Genomic DNA, 1,118 nt, shown 5'->3' on the forward strand with positions numbered 1-1,118 from the left:
AATCAAAGATAAGCTGACTACGGAATTCTGCTGACCACGTTGCTCTTCGACGTTTAGCCACTTGACTATCTTTTATACTGGTATTTTGTTTAATCACATTGAGTGCTATACGATTAAAAAGCGCCATTTGTGCCGCACCATCAGGATCTTTAAGCGAAATAGCATCTTCCCTAAAGGTGACATCCAAAACCCAATGCAGTTCATTTTCCACCGACCAGTGTCTTCTTATTGCTGTGGCCGCCAGTTCCGCATCTAAAGGCAATGAACTGACATACCAGCGTGAGTCACGATGGGGGGCTTGGCCTTTCACTTTGCGTTCACTGACTACTTCTATAACCGATTGTATTGAAGGCCATTTTTCCTGAAGCCCTTCGGGTAATGCCACAGGAATTTGCATAACGTGACGGAGTTCTTCTCGCCCATGACCTCTACTTTTCTCTGTAAATTCAACAAGCTCATGACTTTCATAATGCGCAGCAAAATGGGATTTAACAAACTCAGCCAGACTTTTCTGATTACCTTTAACGGCAACAATAAAGTCGCCCCCCCGCTGAGTAATTAACTCAAGCGTTTCTTTCTGGCAATGCAGCGCATCCATCGTGACGATCGCATCATCAAGCGCCAATAATTCAATCAGTTGTCTTGCAACCGGACCTTCTTTGCCTTTACTTTCGGCTGTCCGATGATACAGGGCAACACCGGAGTCCACATCATAAGCACTGACTATATGCAGGGCTTCAAACAGAGTCCCTTTACACGTCCCTTTCATCGTTTTTCCATCAATAGCGATAAGGCTTTTTCCTGCTTTGAGCCGGCGCTGATTTACCCAGCTATAAAAGGCTTCAACCAGGGCATCTTGTTCTATCATTTTGATAATATTGGCAATACAGTGACGACGAGGAATACCATGAGTAAAGCGCGTATATTTTTTAAGCCACTCGATTTGTATCTCACCAAATTCTTGAATCGATTTCCAACCTGATGCACCACATAACACGGCTGCAAAAGCCAAAAAAATCACATCCATCAATTCATGTTTTTTATTGATGTCAGAACGTGGGTCATCTATCTTGCTGATAAAATAAAAAATACTCATTGTTATGATCGCTATTTTTATG

General features: G+C 42.7%; 1 protein-coding gene. It reads right to left on the reverse strand.

Annotated elements, in window-relative coordinates; genetic code table 11:
* Positions 1-1,096 (reverse strand): ISAs1 family transposase (locus tag IQ211_RS19390; protein WP_189761399.1); only part of this gene is annotated, 1,096 nt, incomplete at its 3' end.
* Positions 1,097-1,118 lie beyond the last annotated feature (22 nt).

The organism is Xenorhabdus griffiniae (genome assembly GCF_015163655.1).
Lineage (GTDB): Bacteria > Pseudomonadota > Gammaproteobacteria > Enterobacterales > Enterobacteriaceae > Xenorhabdus > Xenorhabdus griffiniae.